Source organism: Zobellia sp. OII3, assembly GCF_002211465.1.
GTDB lineage: Bacteria > Bacteroidota > Bacteroidia > Flavobacteriales > Flavobacteriaceae > Zobellia > Zobellia galactanivorans.
Genome location: NZ_MWRZ01000006.1, coordinates 19,172 through 42,654, shown reverse-complemented (window position 1 = coordinate 42,654; position 23,483 = coordinate 19,172). Strand labels below are relative to the sequence as shown.

At 43.4% G+C, this 23,483-nt stretch carries 18 protein-coding genes and 2 tRNA genes; 5 read left to right on the top strand and 15 right to left on the bottom strand.

Annotated elements, in window-relative coordinates; all coding sequences use genetic code 11:
- Positions 1-13: 13 nt before the first annotated feature.
- From B4Q04_RS15560 to B4Q04_RS15545, 4 genes are all read right to left on the bottom strand, one after another.
- Positions 14-838: a mechanosensitive ion channel family protein gene (locus B4Q04_RS15560; RefSeq protein WP_013992270.1), complete on the bottom strand. Its 825-nt coding sequence runs from the start codon at positions 836-838 to the stop codon at positions 14-16.
- An 18-nt stretch (positions 839-856) separates the two neighbouring features.
- Complete coding sequence (locus B4Q04_RS15555) at positions 857-1,042, bottom strand: hypothetical protein (protein WP_013992271.1); 186 nt, start codon at positions 1,040-1,042, stop codon at positions 857-859.
- A 4-nt stretch (positions 1,043-1,046) separates the two neighbouring features.
- Positions 1,047-1,592: an RNA polymerase sigma factor gene (locus tag B4Q04_RS15550; protein ID WP_013992272.1), complete on the bottom strand. Its 546-nt coding sequence runs from the start codon at positions 1,590-1,592 to the stop codon at positions 1,047-1,049.
- A gap of 1,091 nt (positions 1,593-2,683) precedes the next feature.
- Positions 2,684-2,758 (bottom strand) — tRNA-Val (locus tag B4Q04_RS15545).
- A gap of 417 nt (positions 2,759-3,175) precedes the next feature.
- Here B4Q04_RS15545 and B4Q04_RS15540 point away from each other — a divergent pair.
- Entirely contained in the window at positions 3,176-4,546 is a 1,371-nt protein-coding gene (locus B4Q04_RS15540) for a c-type cytochrome domain-containing protein (RefSeq protein ID WP_088697380.1), read from the top strand.
- 204 nt (positions 4,547-4,750) lie between these two features.
- Here the strand turns inward: B4Q04_RS15540 and B4Q04_RS22960 are convergent, their stop codons facing one another.
- The 9 genes from B4Q04_RS22960 to B4Q04_RS15495 all read right to left on the bottom strand — a co-directional run bounded on the left by B4Q04_RS22960 (position 4,751) and on the right by B4Q04_RS15495 (position 11,510).
- A complete protein-coding gene (locus B4Q04_RS22960; protein WP_236631031.1) occupies positions 4,751-5,167 on the bottom strand; it encodes a GIY-YIG nuclease family protein in 417 nt (138 codons plus the stop codon).
- A complete protein-coding gene (locus tag B4Q04_RS15530; RefSeq protein ID WP_088697378.1) occupies positions 5,125-5,301 on the bottom strand; it encodes a GIY-YIG nuclease family protein in 177 nt (58 codons plus the stop codon). Before B4Q04_RS15530 ends, B4Q04_RS22960 begins: the two co-directional genes overlap by 43 nt.
- Positions 5,302-5,472: 171 nt before the next feature.
- A tRNA-Val gene (locus tag B4Q04_RS15525) sits at positions 5,473-5,547 on the bottom strand.
- 59 nt (positions 5,548-5,606) lie between these two features.
- Positions 5,607-6,818: a bifunctional folylpolyglutamate synthase/dihydrofolate synthase gene (locus B4Q04_RS15520; RefSeq protein ID WP_088697377.1), complete on the bottom strand. Its 1,212-nt coding sequence runs from the start codon at positions 6,816-6,818 to the stop codon at positions 5,607-5,609.
- Positions 6,815-7,756 (bottom strand): hypothetical protein, encoded by a 942-nt coding sequence (locus B4Q04_RS15515; protein ID WP_013992278.1) that lies wholly within the window; start codon positions 7,754-7,756, stop codon positions 6,815-6,817. Before B4Q04_RS15515 ends, B4Q04_RS15520 begins: the two co-directional genes overlap by 4 nt.
- Positions 7,756-8,142: an ExbD/TolR family protein gene (locus tag B4Q04_RS15510; protein ID WP_013992279.1), complete on the bottom strand. Its 387-nt coding sequence runs from the start codon at positions 8,140-8,142 to the stop codon at positions 7,756-7,758. Before B4Q04_RS15510 ends, B4Q04_RS15515 begins: the two co-directional genes overlap by 1 nt.
- 10 nt (positions 8,143-8,152) lie before the next feature.
- Positions 8,153-8,845: a MotA/TolQ/ExbB proton channel family protein gene (locus tag B4Q04_RS15505; protein WP_013992280.1), complete on the bottom strand. Its 693-nt coding sequence runs from the start codon at positions 8,843-8,845 to the stop codon at positions 8,153-8,155.
- Between the two features lie 51 nt (positions 8,846-8,896).
- Entirely contained in the window at positions 8,897-10,264 is a 1,368-nt protein-coding gene (gene nhaD / locus B4Q04_RS15500) for a sodium:proton antiporter NhaD (protein ID WP_013992281.1), read from the bottom strand.
- Between the two features lie 13 nt (positions 10,265-10,277).
- Positions 10,278-11,510, bottom strand: coding sequence for a Glu/Leu/Phe/Val dehydrogenase dimerization domain-containing protein (locus tag B4Q04_RS15495; RefSeq protein ID WP_013992282.1), 1,233 nt, complete (start codon positions 11,508-11,510; stop codon positions 10,278-10,280).
- Between the two features lie 284 nt (positions 11,511-11,794).
- Here B4Q04_RS15495 and B4Q04_RS15490 point away from each other — a divergent pair, with 284 nt between their 5' ends.
- From B4Q04_RS15490 to B4Q04_RS15475, 4 genes are all read left to right on the top strand, one after another.
- Complete coding sequence (locus tag B4Q04_RS15490; RefSeq protein WP_013992283.1) at positions 11,795-12,937, top strand: acyl-CoA dehydrogenase; 1,143 nt, start codon at positions 11,795-11,797, stop codon at positions 12,935-12,937.
- A gap of 316 nt (positions 12,938-13,253) precedes the next feature.
- Positions 13,254-17,762, top strand: coding sequence for a glutamate synthase large subunit (gene gltB / locus B4Q04_RS15485; protein WP_088697376.1), 4,509 nt, complete (start codon positions 13,254-13,256; stop codon positions 17,760-17,762).
- A gap of 9 nt (positions 17,763-17,771) precedes the next feature.
- A complete protein-coding gene (locus B4Q04_RS15480) occupies positions 17,772-19,238 on the top strand; it encodes a glutamate synthase subunit beta (protein WP_013992285.1) in 1,467 nt (488 codons plus the stop codon).
- A 112-nt stretch (positions 19,239-19,350) separates the two neighbouring features.
- The gene (locus B4Q04_RS15475) at positions 19,351-20,205 is read left to right on the top strand and encodes a DMT family transporter (protein WP_046287744.1); all 855 of its coding nucleotides are present in this window, start codon (positions 19,351-19,353) and stop codon (positions 20,203-20,205) included.
- Between the two features lie 87 nt (positions 20,206-20,292).
- Here the strand turns inward: B4Q04_RS15475 and B4Q04_RS15470 are convergent, their stop codons facing one another.
- Positions 20,293-21,840, bottom strand: a complete 1,548-nt coding sequence (locus B4Q04_RS15470; RefSeq protein WP_088697375.1) for a sulfatase-like hydrolase/transferase — start codon at positions 21,838-21,840, stop codon at positions 20,293-20,295.
- Positions 21,841-21,901: 61 nt separating this feature from the next.
- A complete protein-coding gene (locus B4Q04_RS15465; protein ID WP_088697374.1) occupies positions 21,902-23,338 on the bottom strand; it encodes a sulfatase in 1,437 nt (478 codons plus the stop codon).
- Positions 23,339-23,483: the final 145 nt, after the last annotated feature.

Here is a 23,483-nt window from a genome sequence, read left to right as displayed (position 1 = left end):
ACTTATGATCTACTTACTTTAATTCGACCCTATTTTCTACAATTTCCTTGATGGGCACAATCAGCTTCCCCTTTTGGGTTCTCAAGGTTACCGTAATATTATCTATAGCCTCTATGGTGCCCTCCACATCGGAAAACTTGATCTTATCGCCTACGGCGTAATTCTTCCTCGCATAAAACATCTTTAACAGCCCCTCTACCACACTTTTAGACCCAAGACCCAACCCTAGGGCAAAGGCCAACAAAAATGCGCCCAGTATAAGCGAAAAGTTGTTCGTGAACATAGAGGTATCAATACCCGCTTGGTTCAATGAAGTTATCGTTACAAAAATGACGATAATATAAAAGACGACACTACTCACAAGTCGGCCACCGCCAAATCCCATGGAGTCAAAGACCCCTTTCAAGGCTTGTTTTATGAGTTTTGCCACATAGAGCCCGATCATAAAAATGACCATGGCACTAAGCAGAATAGGCAAGTATCGCAACAAGTTGGCAATCTCTTGGGAGATAATGGTCAGCTCGACAATATCTGCCGCAACCACAATAAAGATTAATAAAAGGACCCACTTTACAAATTGAAGCAAGACTTTTTCTATATCAACCTTTACGTTGCTATCGCCAAACAACTTTGCCTCGTTGATCTTATCGGAGATTTTCCCTACTTGGGCCACCTTCATCACTTTCCCAAGAACCATACGCACCACCTTGCTTATGATCCATCCAATAAATAAAATAACCAGCGCCCCCAAGATATTGGGCAATGCAGAAGCTATATCATTTATTATGGTTGTTATGGTATTGAAAGTTAAATTTTTCCATTCTGAAACTTTATCCATTTTCTTAAATGTTACGCGTTAAATAATGTCGGGATTGGTTTTGAATATATCTTCTATAGCTGACTTATAATTGCATGTAAATAAGTTTGCCATTTCCATAACAAGCTTAGCCGAAGCTATATCATCCATAACCTTCTTTTTCAAATGGGGAGGTACCTCGTGAAGGGAGTCTTCCATTTCCTTAAATGGGTTTTTCTTTTCCATGGCGTTATGGTATTTTATTATAAGCTTCCACTATTCTTGATTTGGCCCGTTTCAATCTCATTTTCACGGCACTTTCTCCTATTTCAAGTATAGTGGTCAATTCTTTTATCGACACATCGTCTTGATACTTCAAGAGCAATATCTTCTTGTCTTCGGGTTCGATAAGCTCTAAGGCCTTCTTGAGCTTTTCGGCCCGCATATTGGCTATTTCGGCATCGTCATTACCACCTTGAATAGGCTTATCCGATTCTGAGATAGAGTCGGATTTATCGCTCATCATCCTTTGCTTGTTCCTATTCACATAATTCACACAGAAATTATAGGTAAAAGCATATAACCAAGTGGAGAACTTTGATCGCCCCTTAAAACTTGACAATTTGATAAAGAGCATCAAAAAGACATCTTGCGTAAGGTCTTCCGCTTCATCCGCAGATTTCGAAAAGCTATAACACTTGTTATATACCCTTTGCGCATATCTATCATAAAGCACGGCAAATAGCGTAGCATCATTTTGTCTGGCTATTTTTCGCACGAGCTCTTCGTCCGACATTGATTCCGGTACTATCTCTGTTTCCAATACTTGGTTTAGGTTGCTAATTATTCAATTACGACACAAAAATCAACTAGAAGTCTTCATTTTTCCCTGCCAAAGATACTTACTATCGACAAGCAAAAACAAAAATCTAGCATCAGTTCCAATTTCAAACTCCAAAAGTAATTATTACCGATCAAATATTCAGGGTCGAATACACCATAACATATTTCAAAGAACGTATGCGTCAGATATTGACACTCCGATTACCAGGGACAAAGAAGCTAGCAACTTAACAACACATCAAAGAACCGAAGCATTAAATCCCCCTTCTTCCCATCGCCCACCGAGTCTAGGCCTGTTTTAGACCATAACGCTATTCAACATTTAACTACTTAAGCTTTCCGTAGACTGCCCAGATTCATCACGGGAGTTCCGTTTGCGTTTTTTTTTATCCTCAGATTTAAAATCGGAAGAAAACAAGATCTTGGGTAACATAACTACCATACCGATTAAAAAAATAGTAATACCAATACAAAAAAACACAAATACCAGGTCGTTCATCGTACATCATTTTAGTTAGTGTATAAGATTAGACCCGCCTTTTTGGAAAAAGTCACTTTTTTTGAATGTAAAATCGAGAAAATATGTTGCTTGGAAAGATTAAGGAAAAGACAATTGTAGACAATATACTTCCGAGCTAAAATGCCGGAAATGGCACAACGGTCGGTTCGTTGTTATTTGGTATTTTCTTCGACGCTCGTATTGAATTTGGGCTTTGATTTTCGTTTCGTAATCCTACTCCCGTCTTTGATGTATTTTTTAGCCGATAAAACGGAAGGAATCACAAATACGATGATTATTAAGAAAATAATCAAACTTATGACTAAAAGCAGAACATATGGGTTAAACACGTCTTGATTCTTAATTGGTTACACATTTAATAGGAAACCACTTATGGTAAAAAGTCACATATTAACGTCTAAAAACTTAACAATATTGTAAAAACACGTTAAATAGCCGCGATTCGACTTTTAAAAAGACTAAAAACCAAACACTTATAAAATATTAAAAGGACAGATTGAGAAAGGGAAGTACTAAGAATTTTGTGGGTCATACTGGATTCGAACCAGTGACCTCTGCCCTGTCAAGGCAGCGCTCTAAACCAACTGAGCTAATGACCCAAAAAATAGTCCGCCAAAGGTAAAATTTATTTCCGATTATGAAAACATAAATTGACCGACTTCTTGATCTTCCGCCAATTTTTGTTTTTAACAACAATACTTCGACACATTCCAACAGTCAAAAAACGAAAACTCACAAAATTACCCAGAATTGATAAAACGATCAAAAAGGGCAATGTTCTAAAGGTTTCTCCCCTAAAACGAATGTACAAAAACTAAACAATTGCAATTTTGACCATTTGTTGCACTATTGATAACATCAATAATACGTATTTTGCGATAACCATGATATATTTATCCGAAATTCAATAATAACATAAAACAAAGGATCGTCGCAGTACCGGCAAAAACATACTTACTGAAAATTGATAGTATACACCAACTCTATTTCTACAAAACCGATTAGAACAAAACATTATGATTGCACTAGAATTCACGACTTTTTTAGGCCGTTTTCACCCCTTGTTCGTCCATTTGCCCATTGGCTTTCTTTTCTTGGCCATTGTATTGGAGTGGTACGAGAGTTTCAAAAAAACCGAAACAAAAAGCAAACTGATTCCCATCGCTTGGTTACTGGGTGCATTAAGCGCGTCGGGTGCCGCAATTTCCGGGTGGTTTCTTGGTGAAACGGGACTCTACGAAGAGGAGCATCTTTTCGCCCACCGATGGCTAGGAATCGCCTTGGTCATTTTTTCGTTTGCGGGATGGTATCTTAAGAGCAAACCAAAAGCCTTTCCCATTAAATTACAGCACGGCTTTAACATCGTTCTTTTGGCCATGCTGTTTATAGAAGGACACAAGGGAGGAAACCTGACCCACGGCGAAACGTACTTGACCGAATACGCCCCTGCCCCCATTCAAAAATTATTGGGCGGTGGCGAAGATATAGACACCCGCCCCCAATTCTCCAACCCCGATTCAGTTCAGGTCTATGCCGATTTGGTCGCTCCGATTTTCGAGGCCAAATGTGTCGGATGCCACAATGACCAAATAAAAAGAGGAGGACTCAACATGAGCCACCCCGATTCATTACTTCTCGGAGGCGAAAGCGAAAATGTTATTACATCGGGCAATACCCAAGAAAGCGAACTCTTCAGAAGAATTACGCTACCTCCAAAGAATATTAAATTTATGCCACCCACCAACAACGCCCTTACTTACGACGAAATCAAGACCGTTGAGTGGTGGATCGAACAGGGCGCTCCTTTCGAAGCTTCCCTTTCCAGCCTTGAAGTGGCCGATAACATAAAACCGGTATTGTTAAGACGCTACGGCATAGACACGAACGAAAAACCCTGGTACGAAACCGTACAGCTTGCGCCATTAGACAGTACAAAGCTCGCGGCCTTGGTACAGAACGGTTTTGAGGTAAAGACCTTAGGTCCCGACAATCCTTTATTGGATGTCAAATATTCAGGCACAGACCTGACCAACGAAAAGCTCGCGAGCCTTAAGGAAGTAAAAGAATATATTACTTGGCTGTCATTGGCCGATAGCAATGTAGAAGACAATTGGCTTTCAATTGTGTCGGAGTTTTCCAACCTGACCCGACTTCAACTCGAAAAAACAGCTGTTTCCGATAAAGGGGTAGCACATTTGTCCAATCTAACACACTTAGAAGCCCTAAACCTATATGGCACCCAGGTAACCGATGCCTGTTTGCCCGATATAGAGAAAATAAGCAGCCTTAAGCGCGTTTATTTGTGGCAGACAGGTGTGAGCTCACAAACGGCCAAAAGCACGCAAGAGAACAACAAAAAACTAGAGATTGTAATAGGAAAAGGCTAACATACCTATTGCTTACGATTTTAAAGTCCCGTCTAAATTATTTAGATGGGATTTTTCTTTATGGGCAGTAGTCAGTAGTCAGTAGTCAGAAGTCAGTAGTCAGTAGTCAGTAGTCAGTAGTCAGTAGTCAGTAGTCAGTAGTCAGTAGTCAGTAGTCAGTAGTCAGTAGTCAGTAGTCAGTAGTCAGTAGTCAGTAGTCAGTAGTCAGTAGTCAGTAAAATAAAAAATATATGGAACAACACCTAGCATATTAAGCTTTTTCCATTTCTTGATCTGACGTTCCCGGCGCAGGGCCTCCTCCCGCGTAGGATAGCTTTCGGTATACTTTACCTCCCAGTCCTTCGCCTTTGAGGTAAAGCCCTTGTGGTTCTTCAGATGTTCCTCCAAGCGTACGGACATATCCTGGGTGGAACCGACGTAGTATCGGTCCAAGGATTCCGAATAAAGGATGTAGGTGAAAAAGGCCATAAAAAGAAAAATCCCCGAACATCTTAATGCTTGGGGACTCTTATGGGCAATGAGGGATTCGAACCCCCGACCCTCCCGAAGTGAATTCGGGATGCCCTGAACCGACCGAGCTAGTTCATTATCAGTTTCTCTATCATCTTGCGGCTCTTCCATTTCTTGATCTGACGTTCCCGGCGCAGGGCTTCCGTCCGCGTAGGATAGCTTTCGGTATACTTTACGGCCCAGTCCTTCGCCCTTGAGGTAAAGCCCTTGTGGTTCTTCAGATGTTCCTCCAAGCGTACGGACATATCCCTTTACAGATTGACGACAATTTTTGCATAAACACAACAATTGGTCATGATCCCATATCCTGGGTGGAACCGACGTAGTATCGATCCAAGGATTCCGAATAAAGGATGTAGGTGAAAAAGGCCATAAAAAGAAAAATCCCCGAACATTTTAATGCTTGAGGATTTCTGTGGGCAATGAGGGATTCGAACCCCCGACCCCCTCGGTGTAAACGAGGTGCTCTGAACCAACTGAGCTAATTGCCCGAAAAGGTGTGCAAATATAAGACTCTTTTTTACTCTCCAAAAGAAAAAAGCAAAAAAATTTAAATTACTTCCGCAACGGTAAAGGTACTCCCCCCAACAAAGATGAAATCTTCAGGTGAGGCATCCTTCAAAGCTGCTTGATAGGCGGCTTCGACCGTTGCATACTTCTCCCCCAACAAGCCAAATTCCTTTGCCCTGAATGCCAATTCATTAACATCCAATCCCCGAGAAATATTCGGGGATGAAAAGTAATATATAGCGTCTTTTGGGAAGAGGGGCAATATCGTATTTAGGTCCTTTTCCTTAACCAGTCCCAATACGATAAATAATTTTTTAAATTTTTGTTGGGCCACTTGATTTATCACAATCGATAAACCTTCTTTATTATGTGCCGTATCACAAATAACGGTCGGATCGGAATGCAATTGCTGCCACCTCCCCATTAAGCCCGTATTCTGCATAACATTCATGAGTCCACTACGCAATTGGGCTTCACTGATATGAAAGTCGCCCAATTCGGCTATTACGGCCAAAACTCCTTTTATATTTTTAGTTTGATAGTCCCCAAGAAGTGAGGTCGGAAAAATTTCGTTCACTTCCCGTTCCGCAAAAACGAGCTTAGCATTTTTTGACCGGGCGACCTGCTCAAAAGTTTCAGTTGTCTCTTCTTGACGCTCACTGATCACCACAGGAACCCCTTCCTTTATAATCCCAGCTTTCTCAAAGGCTATTTTAGATAGGCTATCGCCTAGCATATCCACATGATCCAAACCAATATTGACAATAAGACTTACTTCGGGAGTAATAATATTAGTAGAATCCAATCTCCCCCCAAGACCCACCTCGACCACCGCAATATCAACTTTTTCCTTCGCGAAGTAATCGAAGGCCATACCCACGGTCATTTCAAAAAAGGACAGATGGTCGGCATTGAAAAAAGGTTGGTTTTGTTCAATAAACCCAACAACAAAATCCTCTTTTATGCATTCACCGTTTATACGGATACGTTCCCGAAAATCTTTTAAATGGGGTGAAGTATAGAGCCCTACCTTATAACCGGCCTCTTGAAGAATGGATGCCAACATATGACTACTGGAGCCTTTGCCGTTGGTACCGGCCACGTGAATGCTCTTAAACTTTGTTTCAGGCCGCCCCAAATGCTCGGTAAACTTACGGATACCGTCCAATTTGGCGTTATAGGCTTGTTTTCCTTTTTGTTGGTACATTGGAAGTTGCGCGAACATCCAATCCAAGGTTTCTTGATAGGTCACTCTCCCAACTTAAAATTGACCACTACAAACCCAACTTGTTGGCTTGGCGCGTTCGAATCTAAATTCCATTTATGCTTGAAGGCCGTTTTTTTGGCCGGATCAAGCAAACAAGGACTATTGTTCGTTGTTCCTTTCACTCCCGGTGTAGCACTGATTACATTTCCATTCCTATCGACAATGATTTTCACCACTACCCTGCCCTCTTCGTTGCATTGCTGCTTCACTTGGCCTTTAGTGACCAAGGAACGGCCATTAAGACCATATCCCCCCGTTCCGCTACCGGAACCTGGACTGCCGTAATAACTGGTCGCATAGGGGTCCCCACCGGGTTGCCCTTTATCTCCGGCCCTGTTGTCATCGCCTTCGCTTCCTGAGGCATTTCCATCGGATTTACTGATTCCTCCGATAAGCTCATCGAGTTTTTTCTTCTTGGCCTCTTGTTCCTTACGCGCCTTTTCTTCAGCTGCTTTTTTCTGCTGCGCTTTTCTCGCCGCCTCAGCCTTGGCCTTTTTCTGGGCATCTTCCGCCCTTTTCTTGGCCGCCTTTTCAGCTTCCTCGGCTTTTCGCTTGGCTTCTTGTGCTTTTTTGATTTTAATGGACTCTTCGTTCTCTTGGGTCAGCACCTTTTCCGCCGGGGCTTCCTTGGCCACAACTTCCTCGGGCACCTCTTCCGCTACTTCTTCCACCTCTTCGACAACCTCTTCTTGTTGGGTCGGTTCTACAGGTGGTTTTTCAACAGGTTCGGAACGAATCTTCTCCTTGGGCTGTACGTTTCCACTACCAAAATCGGTGGTACCGAAATTAACGGAAATACCGTTCTCGATAGGTGGGTCCATATAGGTAAGGCCTATATAGAACAACACAAGCAAGAGCACACTTAGCAGAAAGGTTGTAAGTGTAAAAGATTGTTTTTTGTGTCTCGTGTCTAGGAATGACATTAATTCGGTCGCACGGCCAAGATTACCTTATAATTATTTCTATTGGCAATATCCATAACGTTTACCGCCTCTTTGATGGCAACGCTTTCTTCAGCCCTTAAAATAATTGTGGGTTTGTCTTGTCCTTCTAGTGCCTTTTTTAGTTCAATTTCTATGTATTCTCCGTTAATTCTCTCGTTGTTGACAAAGTACTGTAAATTCTTGTCTATACTCACGGATACGTTCTGTGTATTCGTTGACTTTCCCTTCGCCTTTGGAAGTAATAGATCCAATGCATTGGGAGAGTTTGCTGTAAGCATGAAGAATATCAATAACAGAAATACGATATCTGTCATTGAAGACATGCTAAAATCAGGACTAACCTTGTTTCTTCCCTTTAATTTCATCTTTCTTGAATTATAAAGGTTCGTTCAACAAGTCTAGAAATTCTACGGCATTCGCCTCCATTTTATGAACCACTTTATCGGTTCTGTTCACCAAGTGATTGTATCCAATATAAGCGATAATACCTACGATCAATCCGGCAACGGTCGTTGTCATCGCGGTATAGATACCGGAAGCCAAGGAACCCATTTCGGCCTGACCGCCACTAGTGGCCATTTCGTGAAATGCCAAAATCATACCTATTACCGTACCGAGGAACCCGATCATTGGCGCAGCACCGGCAACAGTTGCCAAGACACTTACGTTCTTCTCGAGCTTATACACCTCTAAGGTACCCGCATTCTCAATAGCCGTATTGATATCGTCCAAAGGTTTTCCTATTCTGGAAACCCCCTTTTCCGTCAACCTGGCCACAGGGGAATCGGTTTGGGCACAAAGCAATTTTGCCGCCTCCAATTTTCCGTTGGTCACGTGATCACGAATTTGGTTCATGAAGTTACTATCGATCTTCGAGGCCGCCTTAATCGCGAATATCCGCTCAAAGTAAATATATAGGGCAACGAACAGCATGATAAAAAGTACCGTTATAATAAGCACACTACCTGTTCCACCATTAAATATCAAATCGATAACGGAAAGTGTCTTTTCTTCTGACATAACATCCGCAGCTGCAGGATCTTGGGCCATATCTTGAAATAATATCATAGAATTCTTAGGTATTAGAGTTGCCTCTATAACGGTATTTTATCGATAAAATTATGCGTCCAGTATAAAATTTCTAATTAAAACAAAAACGGCTGCCCCACTGATAAAACCTATAAAAGCCAACCATGCAATTTTCTTCAGGTACCAGAAGAAATCGATCTTCTCCATACCCATGGCAACCACACCCGCAGCGGAACCAATTATCAGCATGCTACCACCTGTTCCGGCCGAATATGCGATGAAGTGCCAAACCGGATCATCAACCGGTACGGAGAACATACCCATACTGGCCGCCACCAACGGAACATTGTCGATAACCGCAGACCCAATACCCAAAATAAGTACCACCAAATCGGACACCAATTCACCTGGTGATTCCGTACCCAACATAGGCAAGCTACTCTCTAGGTTACCGGCAAAATGGAAAAGCATACCCAATGATTCCAAAGCCGCTACGGCCATTAATATCCCTAAAAAGAAAAGGATACTTGGCAATTCGATTTTAGACAAGGAAGCATGTACGGGACTATGATGCCCTACGGTATCGTTATCCCCGTCATCTACTGAGGATATACTAAATTTTGAACTACTATAAATCTCTGCAAATGTAGCTACGACGGCCAATGACAACATCATTCCCACATAGGGAGGCAAGTGTGTAATGGTCTTGAAAAAAGGAACAAAGACAATTGCCCCCAAACCTAAGTACAACATGGTTGAACCAAACTTGGATTTTGGAGCATCATTATCGACCTCCTCGGTTTCGATCACCCCTGAAAAGGCTTTATAACGACTGGCAAAAAGAACCGGAACTACCATACATACGACAGAAGGTATCAATACATGCTCGATCAAGACAGGCGCAGTAACCTTGTTTCCAATCCAAAGCATTGTGGTGGTAACGTCACCGATCGGAGACCATGCACCACCGGCATTGGCAGCAATAATAATAAGACCGGCGAACCACAAACGGGTTTCCCTCTCCTTTATCACTTTTTGAAGAATGGTTATCAATACAATAGTAGCCGTTAGGTTATCGATTATAGCGGACAACACAAACGCCAAAATCGAGAACAACCATAACAACCTACGCTTGCTCTTGGTTTTAATGTACCCTTTAATGGTCGCAAAACCATCAAAATAATCAATGATTTCAACGATGGTCATCGCTCCTAGCAAGAAGACCAAAATTTCCGCGGTTTTACCCAAGTGATGCAGCAGAATCTCATCGATATGCGTTGGCTCGAGTTCTTTGAGCATGGTATTCACCTCAAAAACGTCCATATGGGCCAAGGCTATTACGGCCCACAAAATCGCCATCATGGCCAAAGCCGGAATCAGCTTATCGATTTTAAGATTATGCTCCATAGTTATCGCTAGATAACCGATAACAAATACAATGATAATAATGGTCTCCATACTCAATCTGTGTTTATATTAGTTGTTTCAATGCTATTTCAAATGCCGTTTGGCTGATATTCTTTTTTGATGGCTTATGTTCATAGGTGTTCAAAATGGCTTTTCGGATGGTTTCCGACGTGTCGCTAAAAATAAGCTCATCGTCCATTCCCACCCTTTTTTCCATAAAGTACGCAAAAACACGTGCCATTCCACAATTTGATATAAAATCGGGAATCAAGCTCACTTTACCATCGGTATATTCCATGATCGGACCGAAGAAAATCTCCTTATCCGCAAAGGGCACGTTCGCCCCACATGAAATTACCTCAAGTCCTGAATCGATAAGACGGTCAATCTGCGACTTAAGGACCAATCTCGAGGCGGCACAGGGCGTAAATATTTCGGCTTGCAAAGACCAAATACGCTCGTTGATCTCATCGAAAGGAATCATTTCCCCATCACCTACCACAAGATTATTTCCATCTTTATTCAAGAAAAAACTCTTGACCTCTTCAAAACTATAACCTTCTTCCTTAATGACACCACCTGACCTATCGATAATACCTACTACTTTAGCCCCCATTTGGGCCAAATAGTAAGCCGCGGCACTTCCTACGTTTCCGAAACCTTGAATAATTGCCCGTTTTCCTACCACATTACCACCATAAATATCGTAATAATGTTTTACGGCCTCGGCAACCCCATAGCCGGTAATCATGTCCGCAACGGTATATTTTCTCGACACATCGGGCGAATACTTACGATTCTCCAATGCCTTAATGACCCCAAGGCGCAACTGCCCGATCCTATTGATCTTATCGGCTTCGGTAGGCTTGAAATGCCCGTTAAAGACCCCTTCTTGCGGATGCCAAACCCCCGCATCTTCAGTTATAGGGATTACTTCATGGATTTCATCTACGTTCAGGTCGCCCCCCGTACCGTAATAACTTTTCAATAAAGGCGATACCGCATGGTACCATCGTTCGAGTACTCCTTTTTTACGCGGATCGTTCGGATTGAAATTAATTCCGGATTTGGCCCCACCTATAGGCGGACCCGAAACCGTAAATTTCACCTCCATGGTTTTCGCAAGGGACAAGACTTCATTCATATCAAGGCCTTCGCGCATTCTAGTTCCCCCGCCGGCCGCACCGCCACGGAGCGAATTTATGACCGTCCATCCTTCGGCCTCGGTTTCACTATCTTTCCAATTAAAGACAATTTCCGGTGATTTATTCTCGTATGCGTGCAGTAATTCTTTCATTTCAAATTGATATCAATTAACAGTATTATGACTATAATTCATTAATCCTCTCCTAAAAAAAATTCTCTTTCTTTCCGCCTTAACGGCGTTACTGCTGTGTCATAATATTACGTTTAAACCAATTCGAAAAAACGAATTCAACAAATATAAAAATTTGGCTTGGGATACAAAGTTTTTCAGAGCTAATGAATGATTAATTTTTAAAAAAATAGCACACAAAGCAAGGTCTACTATTTATTTCATAGTCCTATATTTGTAGAAGCTCAAAAAAACACACTAAAATTATGGATTTCTCATTTTCGGAAGAACATTTAATGATCAGGCAGGCCGCTCGTGATTTTGCACAAAACGAATTGTTACCTGGTGTGATCGAACGGGATGAAGCCCAAAAATTCCCCACAGAACAGATAAAGAAGCTAGGCGAACTCGGCTTCTTAGGGATGATGACCGACCCCAAATACAACGGAAGCGGTATGGACACCCTGTCTTACGTCATTGCCATGGAAGAGCTCTCAAAAGTAGATGCATCGACCTCGGTCGTGGTATCGGTGAACAACTCATTGGTATGTTGGGGACTTGAAGCCTTTGGAAACGAGGAACAAAAGCAAAAATACCTGACACGATTGGCTTCCGGCGAAGTCATTGGTGCCTTCTGCCTTTCAGAACCAGAAGCCGGTAGCGATGCCACTTCGCAAAAAACCACCGCCATCGACAAAGGCGACCACTATATATTGAACGGTACCAAAAACTGGATCACCAATGGCGGAACGGCCGACATCTACCTAGTAATAGCCCAGACCGACAGGGAAAAAGGACATAAAGGCATCAACGCCCTCATCGTTGAAAAAGGCATGCCCGGTTTTGAAATAGGACCAAAAGAAAACAAGTTGGGCATCCGCGGAAGCGACACCCATTCCTTAATATTTAACGATGTCAAGGTTCCTAAAGAAAACCGGATAGGCGAAGATGGCTTTGGCTTTAAATTTGCCATGAAGACCCTATCGGGAGGACGAATCGGTATAGCGGCCCAAGCCTTGGGTATTGCGGCCGGAGCCTATGAACTCGCCCTTAAATATTCAAAAGAAAGAAAGGCTTTCGGCACCGAAATAGCAAACCATCAGGCCATAGCCTTTAAATTGGCCGATATGCACGTACAAATCGAAGCCGCCCGTAACCTCGTATATAGGTCCGCCTGGGACAAGGACCAAGGAAAAAATTACGACCTATCAAGCGCCATGGCCAAACTTTACGCATCCCAAGTTGCCATGGACACCACTGTTGAAGCCGTACAAATACACGGAGGTAACGGCTTTGTCAAAGATTATCATGTAGAAAGACTGATGAGGGATGCCAAAATAACCCAGATTTACGAAGGAACCTCGGAAATTCAAAAAATCGTAATTTCACGAAGTATCTTAAAGGATTAAAAAAAAGTCTAACGACCACCCCCGTTATTTTTATCACAAACACCCCCCAAAGACAGACCTTTATATCACAAGACCATGAAAATTAAAGGGGGTACACCCCAAAAGTGAAGAAATATCACAAATACCCCCTTAAAAAACCTTTCACAGGTCTGTTGAATGTGCTAATTTTACCATTCTGATAAATTTAGCTCACATAAAAATCATATCTGAATATTTTTCAATGTTTTATTCTAAACGTTGAATTTTTATTTGATTTAAAAGAAATAGCTGCTAATTACTCATCAGAAACGCTATTTTTGAAGAAATACCATAATTTATGACGTTGAAGAAGCAAGGATTATACCTACCGGAATTTGAACATGATAACTGTGGCGCAGGTTTTATCTGTAGCCTTAAAGGGAAGAGGTCTAACGATATTATCCATAAAGCATTGGAGATATTGGACAAGTTGGAGCACCGTGGTGCGGTCAGCTCAGACGGAAAAACCGGTGATGGTGCAGGTATACTTATAGATATACCCCATGACTTTTTTAAGGCCGTCTGCGATTTTGAACTCCCCGAACCGGGCGAGTATGCGGTTGGCAACATTTTTCTACCGCAAAAGGAAAACCAACGCAACTTCTGTACTTCTACCTTTGAAGAGAACATAAAAAAACAAGGCCTAAAACTTTTGGGCTGGCGAGATGTTCCCGTAAACCGATCGATTCCCGGTCGTGTTGCCATGGAGACCGAGCCTTTTGTCAAGCAAATCTTCATTGCCAAGGAAAACAAGGAACAAGACTATTTCAACTTCAACCTAAAATTGTTCATTGCCAGAAAGGTCACCGAACATACCGTAATCAACTCTAAGCTTTCGGAAAGCAAGTTCTTTTACGTACCTAGCCTTTCTACAAAAATTATCATATTCAAAGGGCTTTTAATGCCCAAGGATATCAGCCTATATTACAAAGACCTGATGGACCCCCGCGTGGTAACCCGTTTATCATTGGTTCACCAACGTTTTTCCACCAACACCTTCCCTACTTGGGATTTGGCACAACCCTTTCGTTACATGTGCCACAACGGTGAGATAAATACACTTCGCGGTAACGTATCAAGAATGCGCTCACGTGAAGAATTACTGGAAAGTGATTGGTTCGGCGATGAAATAAAAAACATCTTACCGATCGTACTTCCCGGAAAATCGGATTCCGCTACCATGGACATGGTGGTCGAACTCTTATTGATGACCGGTCGATCACTACCCGAGGTCATGATGATCTTGGTACCGGAAGCTTGGGAGAAAAACCCAGACATGTCAGAAGCCAAAAGAGCTTTCTACGAATACCATTCATGTATGATGGAGCCTTGGGACGGACCTGCATCCGTACCTTTTACCGATGGAAACTACATTGGTGCGGTACTTGACCGTAACGGCCTACGCCCTTCTCGTTACACGGTAACCAAAAATGACTACGTAATCATGTCATCGGAAACCGGTGTATTGGACATCGCTCCCGAGAACGTAGAATTTCACGGTAGACTGGAGCCTGGAAAAATGTTCTTGGTCAACATGGAAGAAGGCCGTATCATCAACGATGAAGAAATCAAAGAAGAGATCGCCCAACGTCATCCGTACAAAGAATGGCTAGACAAGAATTTGGTTCACCTAAAGAATATACCTTATAATGATTGCCCATTATTTTTAGGGGAAGCTTCCCTTGAAAAGCGCAAGTCTGTTTTCGGCTATACGCTTGAAGATATCAATACCATTATACTTCCTATGGGTAAAACTGCCAAAGAACCTATCGGTTCAATGGGTTCAGATACCCCGATAGCGGTTTTATCACAGCGTCCACAGTTGATCTATAATTACTTTCAACAATTATTCGCCCAGGTTACCAACCCACCATTGGACGGTATACGTGAAGAATTGATTACCGATATCAGCCTTACCCTAGGTAGTGACCACAATATATTCGACTTTTCCGAATTGCATTGTCGAAAACTTAAAATTCAGAATCCGGTTATATCCAAGGAAGATTTGGATAAAATCAAAAACTACGATGCCAGTCCTGATTACAAAGTGGTTTCCATTCCTACCCTTTACGAAATAAACAGGGGGCACAATGGCCTTGAAGATGCATTGGAATCTATTCTCGACCAAGCCTCTAAAGCTATTGACGAGGGTGCCAATATTATTATCCTATCCGATAGGAACGTGAGTGAAACCATGGCTCCTATACCCGCGCTATTGGCCTGTTCCTATGTAAACAGTGGCCTTCAAAGATTGGGCAAACGCAGCAAGCTAAGTGTTATCATAGAATCTGCAGAGCCAAGGGAAGTACATCATTTCTGTTTATTGTTCGGCTTTGGGGCCAGCGCCATCAACCCGTACTTGGTAAACGAAATTATCGGCGAACAGATAGAAGAACACGACATCACCGATATCACCTTTGAAGAGGCCGTCAAGAATTACAACAAAGCTATTGGCAAAGGTATCCTTAAGGTAATGAACAAAATAGGTATCTCTACCTTGAATTCTTACCGTGGCTCACAGTTGTTTGAATGTATCGGAATCAACAGTCAGGTGGTAGAGAAATATTTCCCTAACACTCCGACCCGTATTCAAGGTATCGGTCTGTACCAAATTGAAAAAGAAGTGGCCAAACGCCACAAGAAAGCCTTCAGCACAAAAGAAGTGGCCGCCAACCTTGATTTGGAAATGGGCGGGGAATACCGCTGGAGACGTGAAGGCGAAAAGCATATGTTCAATCCGTTAACCGTAGCTAAATTACAGAAAGCCGTACGTGGTAACGAGAATGACACCTATAAGGAGTACGCTCAAATGGTCAACGAACAGTCAAAAAATTTGATGACTATCCGCGGTTTGTTCGAGTTCTCTAATTACGACCCTATTCCTTTGGACGAAGTAGAGCCATGGACGGAAATCGTGAAGCGCTTTAAGACGGGAGCCATGTCTTATGGCTCGATCAGTAAAGAAGCCCATGAAAACTTGGCCATAGCCATGAACCGTATTGGCGGAAAAAGTAATTCCGGTGAAGGCGGGGAAGATGCCGAGCGTTTTTACAAAAACGCCACAGGTGATTGGAGAAACAGTGCAATAAAACAAGTGGCCTCAGGTCGTTTCGGCGTAACTTCCGATTACCTGACCAATGCCAAGGAAATACAGATTAAAATGGCACAGGGTGCCAAACCGGGAGAAGGTGGTCAACTACCTGGTCCAAAGGTGAACCCATCCATTGCCAAAACTAGAAATTCCACTCCTTATGTAGGATTGATTTCACCTCCACCGCATCACGATATTTACTCCATTGAAGACCTTTCGCAGTTGATCTACGATTTAAAATCGGCCAACCGTGAAGCACGTATCAACGTAAAACTGGTTTCCGAAGTTGGTGTAGGTACTGTTGCCGCTGGGGTTTCAAAAGCGAAAGCCGATGTAATTCTTATCTCCGGATTTGATGGAGGTACGGGAGCTTCGCCATTAACTTCCTTAAAACACGCGGGTCTTCCTTGGGAACTTGGTATTGCGGAAGCGCAACAAACCTTGGTCATGAACGACCTTAGAAATAGAATCGTTCTTGAATGTGACGGTCAGCTCAAGACCGGTCGCGATGTCGCTATAGCCTGTTTATTAGGAGCGGAAGAGTTCGGTTTTGCTACCGCCCCACTTGTTGCCTCTGGTTGTGTTATGATGCGCGTTTGCCACTTAAACACTTGCCCGGTAGGTATTGCGACCCAAAACCCTGAACTACGTAAGAAATTCGCAGGTAAACCGGAACACGTTGTAAACTACATGTACTTTGTAGCACAAGAGCTACGTGAGATTATGGCCCAGTTAGGTTTCAGGACCATAAACGAAATGGTAGGCCAGGTTCAGAAATTAGACCGCAAAAAAGCGATCGACCATTACAAATCTGCAGGTATCGACCTTACCCCGATCCTCTATCAAGTAGATGTACCGGCAGGAACCAAGTTCTACAACACCCAAAAGCAAACGCATGATATCGACAAATCGATAGAGTTCGAGATTATTGCCAAAGCGAATCCGTCGTTATTCAGAAAGGAAAAGCTGACGCTAGACTTCCCGATCAAAAACACGGACCGTGCCGTTGGGGCGATCATCAGTAATGAGATCTCAAAAATATACGGAGCACAAGGATTGCCCATAAACACCCTGAAATTGAACTTTACAGGTTCCGCGGGCCAAAGTTTTGGAGCTTTCGCCACTAGGGGCTTGACCATGACCGTCAACGGAAACACCAATGACTACCTTGGAAAAGGACTATCAGGTGCCAAACTGGTGATCAAAGTACCGGAAGGCTCTACCATTGTTCCCGAAGACAACGTTATTACAGGTAACGTTACCTTATACGGAGCAACGGCAGGTCGCGCCTACATCAACGGAAAGGCCGGCGAACGTTTCTGTGTCCGTAATTCGGGCGCCAAAGCGGTAGTAGAAGGAATCGGAGATCACGGTTGCGAGTATATGACCGGAGGGGTTGCCGTAATTCTTGGTGACGTAGGTAGAAACTTCGGAGCAGGTATGAGCGGTGGTATAGCCTATATCTTTGACGAGAAGAATACCTTTAGAAAGAAATGTACCAACGAAGACTTGAATCTACTTGAAGTCAACGAAGACAACGATATCAAGGAACTAAAAGACCTCATCGAAAGTCACTACAACTCGACTTTGAGTCCTCTAGCGCAACGCATTCTAGAGAACTGGGAAGATTGCCTACCTAAATTTATCAAAGTCTTACCTGAAGAATACAAACAGGCATTACTACGTATGGAAAGAGAAAAATTAGAAACTATTTAAAGTCGAGAAATGGGAAAGATTACAGGATTTTTGGAATTCGATAGAAAAGTAGAATCGTACGCACCTGTTGAAGAACGCGTTAAAAATTATCATGAGTTCACCCTTCCGTTAAAGGAACCCGAACTTAAAGAACAAGGAGCCAGATGTATGGACTGTGGCATTCCTTTTTGCCATAGCGGTTGCCCATTGGGCAATTTGATTCCCGATTTTAACGATGCGGTGTATCGTGGTAAATGGGACAAGGCGGCCAAGATTTTACACTCAACGAACAATTTTCCCGAATTTACGGGTAGACTTTGTCCGGCACCTTGTGAAGAAGCTTGTGTACTAGGCATCAATGAAGACCCCGTGACCATTGAGAATATTGAAAAAAATATTGTGGAAACGGCCTTTAAAAAAGGATGGGTAGTTGCCGAACCCCCTGCTACAAGAACCGGTAAAAAAGTTGCCGTAGTAGGTTCGGGTCCTGCCGGTCTTGCCGCTGCGCAACAATTGAATAGAGCCGGTCATTTGGTAACCGTTTTTGAAAGGGACGAAAAACCAGGAGGACTTTTACGTTACGGTATTCCTGATTTTAAGATGGAAAAAAACGTTATCGACCGACGATTGAAGGTTCTTGAGGAAGAAGGAATCGTATTTAAATGTGGGGTCCATGTAGGAAAGGATATTACCGGACCGGAACTACAAGACGAATTTGACGCCATTGTTTTATCGGGCGGGGCTACGGTTCGCAGAAACCTCCCCATTGAAGGTGCCGATTTAAAAGGCGTGGTTCAAGCTATGGATTTCCTTCCACAAAACAATAGAAGAGTAGACGGAGTCAAAGAGTTCGAAAACGAAATCATGGCCACTGGAAAAGACGTTGTCGTTATCGGTGGTGGTGATACCGGATCCGACTGTATCGGAACATCGATCAGACACGGGGCAAAATCCGTATCAAACTTTGAGATCATGCCTATGGGCACGGTCGAAAGACCGGAAAGTCAACCTTGGCCTTTCTGGCCCATGCGTTTGAAAACAAGTACTTCCCACAAAGAAGGGGCCGAACGTTTTTTCAGCATCTCGACCAAGAAGTTTTTGGGTGACGAGAATGGCAACCTAAAAGGTCTTATTACTTCTGAAGTAGAATGGATCAGGGAACCTGGAAAATCCATGGTACTAAAAGAGGTTGAAGGCACCGAAAAAGAATGGAAGTGCGAATTAGCGCTTTTAGCATTAGGATTCACCGGTTCTGAAATGACGGTAGCGGAACAATTGGGCGTAGAGGCCGATGCCCGCACCAATATCAAGGCCAGCGAACAAGACTATATGACCAATGTACCCGGTGTGTTTGCAGCGGGCGACCAAAGACGTGGCCAATCATTAATCGTTTGGGCCATTTCCGAAGGACGTCAAGCAGCCCACCATGTAGACACCTACCTTATGGGCGAATCTGCCTTACCATTGAAAGGTGAGGGTGATTTACCAAGGGTATAACCCAGGGTTAGTTTTATAGAACTAGAATTTATACGATCCAACCCAATTCAATTTGGGTTGGATTTTTTTTACCCACGAGGCTACCGTAAAAAAGCCTCATCGCCTTCCTATTATGAACATTAGAAAAGTTCTCTTTTACATGATCATCAGTGCCCTGGCGTTCACCTTAATGAACGTAGCGGTAAAACAGTTGCAGCACTACAGCGTATACCAAATCGTACTCTTTCGGGGTTTTGGCTCCTTTTTACTCACCATGGCCATATTAAAACGTTTAAAAGTCCCCATTCTAGGGAACAATAAAAAACTCTTGGTGCTACGTGCCATCGTTGGAACCAGTTCCATGACATTGTTTTTTATGTCATTAAAATACCTGTCGGCAGGCACGGCCGTTTCCCTACGTTATTTGGCCCCTATATTTTCGGCCATCTTTGCCATCTACCTATTAAAGGAAAAAATAAAACCGCTACAATGGCTGTTCTTTATCATCTCATTCTTGGGGGTCTTGATCCTTAAAGGGCTTGATAGCCACTTAGACAATACGGGCTTGGCCCTGGTGTTTGCCGCAGCCATATTGAGCGGACTCGTCTACATTATCATAAGCAAAATAGGAAAGGGCGACCACCCCATTGTAATCGTCAATTACTTTATGTTTACCGCAACGGTGTTTGGCGGCATACTCGCCATACCTACTTGGAACACCCCTATAGGAAGCGACTGGCTCTTTTTTGCCACCTTGGGTGTTTTCGGGTTTATAGGACAGCTCTATATGACCAAGGCCTTTCAAATTGCCTCGAACAACCTTGTTGCCCCCTTCAAGTACTTAGAAGTACTATTTACGGGACTTATCGGATTCATGTGGTTGGGAGAAACGTATACCCAATGGAGTCTGCTCGGGATATTATTAATTATCGCAGGCCTAGTAATGAATGTACTTTACAAGGCCCGCGACAAGAGGTATAATCTTTAAATCCCTTCTCTACCCAATGCTTTTGAATCCGTTGCCCAATTTATGATCTATAGGACACCCGATTCCCCTCGAAAACTCAAAATTTACCTAGCCTCCGTTTTGGACCTTGGTATATATTTCCGTTAAGGACAGCTGATCCCCCATTGTTTGCTGAAGTTCCATTAAATCGGCAAAAAGTGTTTCCACCTTTTTAGAATAGTTCTTGTCGTCCGCTAGGTCGTTCATTTCATTGGGATCATTTTTTAAATCGAACAAAAGAACCTTCCCTATTTTCGGATATACAATAAGTTTGAAACCATCTTTACGAATCATACGCTGAACATCGATATATGCGCCGTATATACCATCGTAATGACTTTCTTGCCGTTCCCCCTTGATGATATCCAAAAAGCTATGAAATTGTACGGCCTCCGGCTTGTCTACATGGGCCAGGTCTAAAGTCGTGGCCATAATATCCTGAAGATAGACATCTTGATCTAAAAGCTTGCCCTTGGGTATTCCCGGGCCAACGACCATCATGGGAATACGCACGCTATGATCGAACATACTTTGTTTTCCGATCAATCCATGGTGCCCCACTGAAAGTCCGTGATCGGCACCGAAAAAGATATAGGTATTGTCCATTTTACCGCTCGCCTCCAAGGCATCGAGTATTTTCCCTATCTGTTCGTCCATATGGGTGAGCAAGGCGTAATATTCCTGTCGGTGTACCTTTACCGCATATTCCGTTCTCGGATACGGCGCCAAGGCTTCGTCCCTAAGGCTCGGTGGATTTCCCATATCATCCTTCCAAGGGTACTCGGGCATGAAATTATCAGGAACCTTGATATCTTTCACCGGGTACATATCTAGAAAACGTTGTGGGGCCTGCCTCGGATCATGAGTGGCATTAAAGGCCAAATACATAAAGAAGGGGTCCTCTTTTTTCTTTGCCTTTTCTATAAATGAAAGGGCATCGTCACGAACCACTTCGCTCCAGTGCTTTCCACCTTCCCAAAAACCACCTTGCAAGGTATCGGTAGGCGACCATTCGGTATCGTCGGGGCCTGTTGGGCGACCATACCCCAAAGGCATATAATCGTTCCAATCTTTCATATCACCAGACTCCTTTTTCCATTTTTTTATGGCCGCACCGAGCTGCCCGGCCTTATCCCCAGGCATCCCCGGACGGATATGTTGAGCTTCCTTGAAAACGGTTGCCGCCGGCGCCTGAACATGCCACTTCCCTGTCATATACGTGTCGTAGCCCTGCTTTTCCAACAACTTTCCCCAAGTTTGGCTCAATGCCGTTGAATCGCCTTGGGCCCAGGCCGCACTTCTCTTTTGGGCGTTCCAAATATAGCTTCCTGAAATGATCATGGCACGTGAGGCCACGCAAATCGCACCGTTCCATCCTCCCATATTGTAGGCATGGGAAAAAGAGGTGCCGCCATTTACCAATCGGTCTAAATTAGGGGTATGGACCTCATCGAAACCAAGGGCCCTTATACTCTCAAAAGTTTGGTCATCGGCAAACAGAAAAACAAAATTGGGTTTATTGTCTTCCTTATTGTTTCTTTCGGCCCCTGTAGGTTTGCAAGCCCCCAATAACAATAGTGCCAGTAAAGGCAAATAACAGCTTATGCTTTTATACATGATTTTTGGTTTATTATTTTAATTATCTAAGTAGTTCATACCCTTTTAAAGGAAAGGCAAACTAATAGTCCTCACCCAAGGCACTTCTTTTTTGGGAAGTCTTCCATTGAAGCCAATACGCAAGCATTTCATTGAATTTTTCCGGCTGTTCTTCAGCTAGATCCACACTTTCCGCCGCATCGTTTTGGAGATTATACAGCGTGAAGTTCTTCCCTTTATCATCACTGTATATTTTATACTCATTATCTATTAAAGCCGCCTGACCTTGAAAATCGAAGGCCAAAGGTTTTTCCCTTCGTTTTTGCTCCCCACTGACGAAGGGAAACATATCCACCCCGTCATAAGGCCTATTTTTTTCCGCTAGGTCCACCCCCAATATATTGGCAATTGTCGGGAAATAATCGGAAGTAAAGCAAGGAGCTTCCACCTTTGTACCGGGCTTGATCCTACCCGTCCACTCCATGATTCCCGGAACCCGTATTCCGCCTTCATTAAGGCTTCTTTTCCTTCCTTTCAAGCCCTTGGTCACCCCTTGGGTCCTTCCGCCAACGGATTTTCCTTCAGGCCCGTTATCACTTGTATAGAAGAGCACCGTATTTTCGGCCACACCCAAGTCTTTTAGTCTATTCCGCAAGCGGCCTATTTGCTTATCCATCGCCGATATAACCCCATAATAGTGCTGTTGGTCTTCCGAGAGTCCTGTATACGATTTTCTTTCCTCATCCCCGGTCAATACTGGTAAATGTGGGGTATGAAACCAGATAATACTTAAAAATGCCTTCTTGTTCTTTACCGCTTTCTCTATAAAAGGAATCGCCCGATCCATAATGACCCTAGAATCATCGCCCTCTAGATTATCAACCGCTATTTCCCCAGGTCCGGTCCAATACGAAGTATTGAAAGGCATGCCTTCTTTCAGGTTTCCACTCACGTCGCCCGATGACTTGGGAGGCGTAACCATAGGATTCCATGTAGGCACTTTGGACTCGGTTACAAAACTAACATCAAAACCATGGTCCCAAGGAGGGGCATAATCCCCATCAAATTTGGGCCTACCGCCCCTATTTGCCTCAATCGTATCTCGAGTAAGCGTACCTAAATGCCATTTGCCGAAATGTCCCGTTGTATAGCCTAAGCCCTTGACCATCTCCCCTAAGGTAATTTCCTCTGGTTTTATATGCCCGCAATTGGCATGGCAAATTCCATAGCGCAAAGGGTGCCTTCCTGTCATTACACTTCCCCGTGTAGGGGAACATACCGCAGATGCCGCATAGAATCGTTCAAAAACCGCTCCTTCAGCGGCCATTGCATCTAAGTTCGGGGTTTTTAAATGGGGGTGCCCATTATACCCCACATCACCCCAACCTTGATCATCGGCCATTAATAAAATAATATTGGGGGTTTCCTGCGCCACAGGAGCTACTTCCTGTTTTTTGGGTTTTTCGGAACATCCGATCAAAACACTTACGGCCAACAGGCCTCGTATAATTGATTTCATGTCTTATTCTTGGTTAATAGTAGGATTCCACAATACTCGGGGACAGGTTTTAAAAAACCATTCGTCAAAATCAAAGGCCGTCAGATTGGCCTTCAACTATGGGTTACATGAAAAATAGTTGGCCAGAGCGGTATAAGAACCGCTC

Bases quoted from the DNA above. Each gene is read 5' to 3' on its own strand.
- B4Q04_RS15560 (WP_013992270.1), bottom strand. From the start codon at position 838: ATGGATAAAGTTTCAGAATGGAAAAATTTAACTTTCAATACCATAACA.
- B4Q04_RS15555 (WP_013992271.1), bottom strand. From the start codon at position 1,042: ATGGAAAAGAAAAACCCATTTAAGGAAATGGAAGACTCCCTTCACGAG.
- B4Q04_RS15550 (WP_013992272.1), bottom strand. From the start codon at position 1,592: ATGTCGGACGAAGAGCTCGTGCGAAAAATAGCCAGACAAAATGATGCT.
- B4Q04_RS15540 (WP_088697380.1), top strand. From the start codon at position 3,176: ATGATTGCACTAGAATTCACGACTTTTTTAGGCCGTTTTCACCCCTTG.
- B4Q04_RS22960 (WP_236631031.1), bottom strand. From the start codon at position 5,167: ATGGAAGAGCCGCAAGATGATAGAGAAACTGATAATGAACTAGCTCGG.
- B4Q04_RS15530 (WP_088697378.1), bottom strand. From the start codon at position 5,301: ATGTCCGTACGCTTGGAGGAACATCTGAAGAACCACAAGGGCTTTACC.
- B4Q04_RS15515 (WP_013992278.1), bottom strand. From the start codon at position 7,756: ATGTCATTCCTAGACACGAGACACAAAAAACAATCTTTTACACTTACA.
- B4Q04_RS15510 (WP_013992279.1), bottom strand. From the start codon at position 8,142: ATGAAATTAAAGGGAAGAAACAAGGTTAGTCCTGATTTTAGCATGTCT.
- B4Q04_RS15505 (WP_013992280.1), bottom strand. From the start codon at position 8,845: ATGATATTATTTCAAGATATGGCCCAAGATCCTGCAGCTGCGGATGTT.
- nhaD (WP_013992281.1), bottom strand. From the start codon at position 10,264: ATGGAGACCATTATTATCATTGTATTTGTTATCGGTTATCTAGCGATA.
- B4Q04_RS15495 (WP_013992282.1), bottom strand. From the start codon at position 11,510: ATGAAAGAATTACTGCACGCATACGAGAATAAATCACCGGAAATTGTC.
- B4Q04_RS15490 (WP_013992283.1), top strand. From the start codon at position 11,795: ATGGATTTCTCATTTTCGGAAGAACATTTAATGATCAGGCAGGCCGCT.
- gltB (WP_088697376.1), top strand. From the start codon at position 13,254: ATGACGTTGAAGAAGCAAGGATTATACCTACCGGAATTTGAACATGAT.
- B4Q04_RS15480 (WP_013992285.1), top strand. From the start codon at position 17,772: ATGGGAAAGATTACAGGATTTTTGGAATTCGATAGAAAAGTAGAATCG.
- B4Q04_RS15475 (WP_046287744.1), top strand. From the start codon at position 19,351: ATGAACATTAGAAAAGTTCTCTTTTACATGATCATCAGTGCCCTGGCG.
- B4Q04_RS15470 (WP_088697375.1), bottom strand. From the start codon at position 21,840: ATGTATAAAAGCATAAGCTGTTATTTGCCTTTACTGGCACTATTGTTA.
- B4Q04_RS15465 (WP_088697374.1), bottom strand. From the start codon at position 23,338: ATGAAATCAATTATACGAGGCCTGTTGGCCGTAAGTGTTTTGATCGGA.